Origin of the sequence: Bradyrhizobium sp. 2TAF36 (assembly GCF_052114925.1) — a bacterium.
Taxonomy (GTDB): domain Bacteria; phylum Pseudomonadota; class Alphaproteobacteria; order Rhizobiales; family Xanthobacteraceae; genus Bradyrhizobium; species Bradyrhizobium barranii.
This window is the reverse complement of the sequence record NZ_JBFRFR010000166.1, coordinates 1-7,264: the sequence shown is the minus strand read 5'-3', so window position 1 is coordinate 7,264 and position 7,264 is coordinate 1. Positions and strand designations below refer to the sequence as shown.

Below are 7,264 nucleotides of genomic sequence, written 5' to 3'. Positions count from 1 at the left end.
GTCTACCCAATCCTCCAGACATTCCGGCAAGAGCGTCAGCTGGGATCTGTCCGCGCCTTCAACGAAGCGTCCCATCCACATCCCCCATCAGGAAACGGAGGAATCGTAACCGACTCGTGGCTTTTCACACAGCCAGGGTCAAAAGCAGCGGTGGACGCCAAGTTGGATCGGCGTCCGGTTTGCCCCTGACAGCCGACATGACACGCGCTCAATCGACCTTCGGCTAAGGGGCCAACAAACCGCCGCTGCCGCAAATTCTAAGACGCAAATTCCTTCGTTGATTGGTCAATAGCGCTTACTCAACTAGAGCGCGCGCACATTTCCAAATTTTCCCGACTGTTGCCGCTTAGGCACATCGAATGCTAGTCGGCTCAGCTAGGTTCGAGCTGGAACGCCGGACATCCAAAAAAGAACCGGCATCGTTCGGGTGAAACGTGGATGGAGCGAGAATAATGAGGAAGATTTTGTTAAGTGGCGTGGCCTTGCTGGCAGTGAGCATGGCGGCCCCCGCGTCGGCGGCTGATATGGCGGCACGCCCCTACACCAAGGCGCCGCCGCCGGTGGTCGCTCCGATCTATGACTGGACCGGTTTCTACATCGGCGCCAACGGCGGATGGGGCCAAAGCCACAATTGCGTGGATTTCGTCACGCTCGCAGGCACAGTTGCAAGCGGTTGCCGGGATCGGTCGGGTGGCGTTGTCGGCGGGCAGGTCGGGTATCGCTGGCAATCCAATCAATTTGTGTTCGGATTGGAAGCGCAGGGCGATTGGGCCGACCTCAGCAACACACGCGTCAGCCTGTTCAACCCGACGCTTTCAACCACAGTTAAGACCGACGCCATCGGTCTCTTCACGGGCCAACTCGGTTGGGCGTGGAACGCGTCACTGCTCTACGTGAAGGGCGGCGCGGCCGTAACCAGCAATCGCCTGACAATATTCGACAACACCACCGGGATCGGTCTGGTCTCGGCAGATAACACGCGCTGGGGCGGCGCGCTGGGTGTCGGCTGGGAGTATGGCTTCGCACAAAACTGGTCGGTCGGTGTTGAATACGATCATCTGTGGATGGGACATGCGAACAACTCCTTCTCCGTGGCCGATCCGCGGCTTGCGGCCGTACTCAACGACCGGATCAGCCAAGACGTGGATATGGTCACTGTGCGCTTCAACTATCGCTTCGGCGGGTATGGAAAAGCTCCTGTCGCGGCGAGATACTGATCGCTCCAGTCTGCGCAAACCAAAGCCCCGGCTCGCCGGGGCTTTTTTGCGGGCTATGTATGGCTAGCGGTTGCTGCATCTTTGCAATGTCTGAGGTGGGTGAGAGCGCCGGTTTACAGATGTTGCGGCTGCTTTCGGTCAGCCCAATAAGCCGACGATAGTTGAGCGGCCTCGAACTTCTCAGGCCGGAGTTGCTGCGAGACCGACGCATCCTCACTCTCTCGCCGGTAGGGGCGCTCGCGAGAAAGCTAACTTTGAGCGGCTCGCCCAGGAAATCGATCCCTTTGTCGCGGCGAATGGAGAGCTGGCCGGCCTAATGATATTCGCAAAGGCCTTTCCGGGCTGGGACAGCTCAAGCTCGTCGGAGGCTATCATCGACAGGTGAAGCGCGTGGTCGTCGTGACTGACAGCGAGCTCTTCAAGGCCATACCGCGGATGGCGAAGCACTTTGTCTCGGCGCAAGTTCGTCGATTTTCGTCCGATCAAAAAGCGGAGACGCTGGCGTGGCTGGAAGCGCAATGATCCATATCGGCGTGATCCGCCCATAGTGCGCCCGCCAGGACAAGCCCCGGCTCATAGGATGGAAGTATCGGGCTTCTGTTTGATCCAGATCAACCTCCCTTTGTTAAGCAGCGCTGCACTAACACGGCCTGTGGCAAGCACCGACGCAGGCGAGACGTGCCCCTCTTATCGACGATGGCCTTGAGGGCGCAGGCTTTCACTGCCGTCGCGTCACAGATGGAGCCTTCCGATGTGGGTCCTGATGTACGTCTTCTCGTATTCAGTTAGTCCGGCCGCCACAAATGACAGAGCGGAATGGAGGGTCCTTCCGACCGTGGTATTCCAGGAATTTTCCAGTGAAGAGCGCTGCCTGGCAGCGAAGTCCAAACTGGAGGAGCGCTTGAAGGAGGCGGGAGCCAGGATGAGAAGCGGTTTGGAAGACTTGAAGAGCCTGGGTCAGGCTGACCCAGCGCAGATCATCATTGCCTTCAACGTCGAATGCGTACCGAAGTAGAGGCAGTGAACCACGACCGCGCCGCGCGCCAGACGGGAAGTCCTTGTCGAAAGCAACAATCGTTCGCAGGCTAGTTCTTCGACAAGTTTGGACGGGGGAAGGGAATCGAACCCTCGTATTCAGCTTGGAAGTCAGACGCGGCCGCCGGGTACGGCAAACTGTCAGAAACCATTCGGCGGTCGCAAGAAATGTAAGCGCATAGCCGTCCGATAACTGCGGGTGTCCCACGATCGCCTCAGATTGCCGCTCCAAACCTACGAAGGGTTCATTCCGGAGGCAGGCTGCCGAGTCCTGCTACCCGCTACCCGAACGCCCAGTGACGTCGTTCCTGCCGCAACACATTCGAACGTAGTACCGGGGTAAATGCAATGTTGAGAGGCACAAACATGAAATTCCTGACGGCATTGCTCGCTACAGCATTTTCACTGGGATACGCGGGCCCAAGCGATGCCGTGGTGAGGATTACCAACGATCGGGGTGGGTTGATCCAACGTTACTTCGATCGGTACGAAAACTTGAAGAACACGGGCCAGACTGTGATCATCGATGGCCTCTGCGCCTCGGCCTGTACGATCGTCCTAGCTAAGATCCCTTCGGAAAGAATCTGCGTAACTGAAAGGGCAAATCTTGCCTTCCACGCAGCCTGGGACCTGGGGGCTGGCGGACGCCAAATTACAAATCCAGAAGCCACACGAATAATGTATTCAATGTACCCGGCTCCGGTTCGGAATTGGATCGCAACGCGTGGTGGTTTGTCTCGTCACACAATCTTCCTGCGCGGCGCGAGGCTTAAGGCGATATTTCCTCCTTGCTATCTAGACGCTGCGGTTTTCCTGCGCTCGTAGTTGATCAGATGCTGGTCTAACCCAGCCGTTCCGCGCGAGGCGTTAACATATTGGCGACGAACCACTGTGCACCCTGAATGGGTATTGTGCCGCCGGCAGCGAACTTCATTCGATCATGCAATGAGGAGGACAAGGATTCAGGCGAGGGTCTGCGGGGCAGAGACTTCCTCAATTCGAGCGACCTCGTAACTTCCCAACGTCGGCATATTGCTGCGCGAACCGCCGGGCCTCCTCTGCGCATGGCTTAGGCTCAGGTACGTTTTTGCCTGGGTCGTCGTGAGAGTTGTCCGTAAATCTCACGGTATAAGGTGGTAATGGTTCAAGCCTATCCGGCCCACTGCGGATTCAACTAGGCCCTTGAGGTCAAAAACCGCCCAGTAGCCCTGAAAGGCGTGAATGAAACGCCAGCGATGAGTCCGTCGACCAGGCTACCGCAAACGCCCACACGAGCACTCCGAGCAAGTACGATACTCTGATCGCAGCGCCCGCTCGATCGATCCCGTTCAGACCGTCGTGGTGCACCCCTGCGACGAGACCTCCCTGCGCTGCGGCGTCCTCGACAGCGCCAGCGCGGGCATCATCCGACCGATCCTGGTGGGTCCGGAGGGAAAGATCAGAGACACGGCCGACACTCACGGGCTCGACATCGCGAGAATCGAAATCGTCGATGCGCCGCACAGCGAGGCGGCCGCCGCTAAGGCCGTCGAACTGATCCACGCTGCCCACGGCGAGATGCTGATGAAAGGCAGTCTGCACACCGACGAGCTGATGTGTAGCATCACGGCCAAGGCCGGCGGTCTACGCATGGACCGGGCCACAACCAGACATCGGCATCTGATCGATCACCTCGTTAGCGCGCAGTAGGAATGGTCCGAGCGAGTCGTTGAAAACGTAAAGCGCGTCCTGCGCGACCACTGAGCGACACCACGTCTCGCGGCGGCGGTGAGGCCCCCGCTCGGCCCGCGCGTGCGGCAACTCCTACCAACCACTCAACGGAAATCTACTGGTTCGCCCGTTCGGCGTCGGCGGTAGCCATGTATTTCGATTGGAAATGCGCAACCCGCTCGCGCCACATTCCGACGAACGCCCCCGATGTCAGCTTATCCACCGATTTCCACTCGGCTTTGACGGCCGGAAGGGTATTCCGCCAGATCGCGCGTTTGCACCATTTTTCGCGTTTCTCCCTCCCTTCGCTGGTGGCACACATGGATTTCCAAGCGATGCGATCGGGTTGGCTGATGTGCTCGGCGGCGCCTTCCCAGCCTTGTTGATGGATCAAGTAAAGATCACTCAAGGTCGGCTTCTTCTGCGTCACCCACTCGAACAGAATGCCTTCGGTAATGACCTTGTAGGCTGCCGCAATGGCATTGTCGCGGGGATCAAGAATCTGCCCGGAGCCGAATTTGTTGAACTCGTACTTGCTCAGTTGAAACAGGCCGATATACGACCCCGTGCGCTGCTTGGGGTCGAAACCGGACTCGATCTTGGCAACCGCTTTCATGAAATGGAAGTCCAGACCGAAAGCGTCGGAAGCGCGCTTGATCTCCTCGACCGGCGTTCCGACCGGGATGTCCTTGAGTGACTTTAAGACGATCTCCGCCGGTTTCTCGGCAGGAGGCAGTTCGGACCAGACGTAATAGATGAGATAGCGAAAATCCTGCGTCACCGGCGCCGAGTTGGAGGCATTGCGCGTTGTCGGCCCCGGTTGGGCGACATCATGGTGGCCCAAGTCCACCGATTCCTGCACGGGCGGTAAATCGGCCGACAGCATCTGCGACGGATCGGGCAACGCAGCCACGACGATCGATTCCGGCTTATCCGAAGCCGCCGTCGTGTCGGTGGCCGTCCCCGCCGCGGGTTCGGCGGCCGTCGCCACTTCGGCGCCAGCCACAGCAGCGTTCGCGACAACGGTGTTAGCGACAACGGCGTTGTCCATTGCGATTGCCTGCGGTTCATCCGCGAGCCTGGCGTTGGCGGCGAGCGATGCTGCGCGATCCTCGATTGGCACTGCGCCGATGTTCTCGGTGCCGGCCGAACCGAAGCCAGCCAGCCAGCCAACGATCCCCCCCGCGAGAACGACCGTTCCGCAAAACGTCGGCACCACTGCCGTAAATCGCCGCGGGTTCATCATCCCGTCGCTTCCAAAGGCCCCACCCGAGCAATGCTGCACAGCCAAGCACGCGACGGGTGAATTTTCGGGTCGAGACATGGCCGCGCAATGGCGCAAACCGCGGTTCATCATCTTTTCCACGAAGTGTTGCCCGCATGCAACGCGCCGGCGGCAAGCAATTGTTCTGCGACGTAAGCGTGTTGGGAAGTTTCGGACCCATGCGACGCATGCGGCTAGTTCGCGGCGAGCCGGTCATGGTGAATGTCGGACCAACAGGTGCGCTTGAGTGGCCGTAGTCGGGGATGCCGTCCCTTCGAGCGGTCTGTCGTTGACGATTTATGGGATCATCTGAGCGAACCGAACCCATTGCCCAAGATCAAAGCGTCCGTCGCAACGGCCCTCACACCGTACATTGATCGGCCCGGCGATCAGCGCGACGGCTATTGCCGATTGTCTTCTTCCGGCAGATTGGCCTCGTCATTGGAATTGGTCCAATTTTCGACCCACTGCGACCAGATTTGAAGACGAGGCTATGGTCGGTAACGCCACGCTTCTTGCGTTGGACCTCGCATGCAACTTCACTGCATGAGGCACTGAATGAGGAGGCAGACTCCAATAATAGCTTTCGCCGCTTTCATGCTCTCTACAGGGATCGCACACGCTCAGTTTCCGTTTTGGCCGCAGGACAGGTTCTGGCCAGGCCACTACGCTCCGTTCAAACACAAGCACTATCACCGGCAGACAAACTCTGGATCTGCGAAGAACGCTCGGCCTGAGGCCCCTCCGAAGGGCCCGCTCCAGATCATCATCTCGATCGCTGACCAACGGGTCTCGCTTTTTGACAACGGGGCACTGATCGCACGCTCGACGGTGTCCACGGGAACTCAGGGGCATCCTACACCCCTGGGCGTATTCAGCGTGATCAGCAAACAACGATGGCACCGCTCAAATATTTATAGCTCTGCCCCCATGCCCTACATGCAGCGCATCACCTGGTCAGGGATTGCGTTGCATGCCGGTGTCGTGCCTGGGCATCCGGCGTCACACGGCTGCATCCGTTTGAAAAATGACTTTGCCATTCGACTCTGGCATCTCACGAAGCGCGGCACGCGCGTGATCATTGCGCACCACGATGTCCAGCCGGTCGAGATAACCAGTCCGCACCTCTTTAAGCCGAAAGCAGTGTCCGGTTCGCCGGAATTTCAGGCTGCCACAGTCGTGGGTAAGAGCGTTAGCACAGCCGCGGCAACGCATGGATCACCGGTGTCCAAGACCGAGACTCCAGAAGCCACTAGTCTCCAGGTTCCAAACTCGGCTGCCGCTGAAGGCACACCCAGAAAGATGGCCCCGATCTCCGTCTTCGTGAGTCGTAAGTTGAGCAAGCTCTTCGTGCGTCAGGGCTTCTCGCCGTTGTTTGATGTTGCGGTCAAGATCGAAAATCCGGAGGAGCCCCTTGGAACGCACGTGTTTACTGCAATGGAATTCCAGAGCGAGGGAGCGGCTATTCGCTGGACCGTCGTGTCGATTCCGGACGAATTTCCTCGCATCGAGGATGCCACAAAAGAACGCGAAGCGCCCGTGAAGCAAACCGCCCTATCGGTACCGTCTCCCGATAAAGCCAACGCTGTCCTCAACCGCATCGAAATACCGCGGGATACCGTTGAGAGGATCTCTAAACTTCTGACGCCGGCCTCTTCATTGATTATTTCCGACGACGGATTTAGCCACGAGACGGGAAAAGACACGGATTTCATCGTTGTAACGCATTGATGCGGCGGCGCAACCCACCGACATACGATGCCGCTGCGCAACCCGCTGGAATTGTTCGACCGCAAATCTGGTGCAAGATTCTTGACCTCCGCTGTCATTCGGCCTGCAATATTTACAGACGATGACGTAATTGCGGTCGGCGCTCGTGGCAGACAAGGTCCGTTATCGTTGAGCCCTCGCAATCAAATGATTCGAAGGAGCTCCCATGAAGCAGTACGTCGGGCTGGACGTCTCACAGAGAGAAACCGCTGTGTGCGTTGTCAACGAGACTGGTCAAGTAATCTTCGAAGGAAAAGCCAAGTCTAAT

At 58.4% G+C, this 7,264-nt stretch carries 6 protein-coding genes and 1 pseudogene; 6 read left to right on the top strand and 1 reads right to left on the bottom strand.

Going from position 1 to position 7,264, the window contains the following annotated elements:
- Window positions 1–452 precede the first annotated feature (452 nt).
- The 5 genes and pseudogenes from AB4Z51_RS43525 to AB4Z51_RS43505 form a co-directional block, all read left to right on the top strand.
- A complete protein-coding gene (locus AB4Z51_RS43525; RefSeq protein ID WP_038953383.1) occupies window positions 453–1,217 on the top strand; it encodes an outer membrane protein in 765 nt (254 codons plus the stop codon).
- A 321-nt stretch (window positions 1,218–1,538) separates the two neighbouring features.
- Window positions 1,539–1,739, top strand: a complete 201-nt coding sequence (locus AB4Z51_RS43520; RefSeq protein WP_085398422.1) for an STAS/SEC14 domain-containing protein — start codon at window positions 1,539–1,541, stop codon at window positions 1,737–1,739.
- 229 nt (window positions 1,740–1,968) lie between these two features.
- Window positions 1,969–2,232, top strand: a complete 264-nt coding sequence (locus AB4Z51_RS43515; RefSeq protein WP_135217226.1) for a hypothetical protein — start codon at window positions 1,969–1,971, stop codon at window positions 2,230–2,232.
- Between the two features lie 386 nt (window positions 2,233–2,618).
- Complete coding sequence (locus tag AB4Z51_RS43510; RefSeq protein WP_135217227.1) at window positions 2,619–3,077, top strand: hypothetical protein; 459 nt, start codon at window positions 2,619–2,621, stop codon at window positions 3,075–3,077.
- Between the two features lie 472 nt (window positions 3,078–3,549).
- Window positions 3,550–3,890: pseudogene (locus tag AB4Z51_RS43505) on the top strand (phosphate acetyltransferase); the annotation flags it as partial.
- A gap of 187 nt (window positions 3,891–4,077) precedes the next feature.
- Here AB4Z51_RS43505 and AB4Z51_RS43500 read toward each other — a convergent pair.
- Window positions 4,078–5,319 carry a transglycosylase gene (locus AB4Z51_RS43500; protein ID WP_245328642.1) on the bottom strand — a complete coding sequence of 414 codons (1,242 nt, stop codon included), beginning with the start codon at window positions 5,317–5,319 and terminating at the stop codon, window positions 4,078–4,080.
- A gap of 465 nt (window positions 5,320–5,784) precedes the next feature.
- Between AB4Z51_RS43500 and AB4Z51_RS43495 the strand changes: the two genes are divergently transcribed.
- Entirely contained in the window at window positions 5,785–6,957 is a 1,173-nt protein-coding gene (locus AB4Z51_RS43495; RefSeq protein ID WP_135217228.1) for a L,D-transpeptidase, read from the top strand.
- Window positions 6,958–7,264 lie beyond the last annotated feature (307 nt).

What these genes read in the sequence shown, in the direction of transcription:
- AB4Z51_RS43495 (WP_135217228.1), top strand. Translation starts at nt 5,785, where the DNA reads ATGAGGAGGCAGACTCCAATAATAGCTTTCGCCGCTTTCATGCTCTCT.
- AB4Z51_RS43525 (WP_038953383.1), top strand. Translation starts at nt 453, where the DNA reads ATGAGGAAGATTTTGTTAAGTGGCGTGGCCTTGCTGGCAGTGAGCATG.
- AB4Z51_RS43515 (WP_135217226.1), top strand. Translation starts at nt 1,969, where the DNA reads ATGTGGGTCCTGATGTACGTCTTCTCGTATTCAGTTAGTCCGGCCGCC.
- AB4Z51_RS43500 (WP_245328642.1), bottom strand. Translation starts at nt 5,319, where the DNA reads ATGATGAACCGCGGTTTGCGCCATTGCGCGGCCATGTCTCGACCCGAA.
- AB4Z51_RS43510 (WP_135217227.1), top strand. Translation starts at nt 2,619, where the DNA reads ATGAAATTCCTGACGGCATTGCTCGCTACAGCATTTTCACTGGGATAC.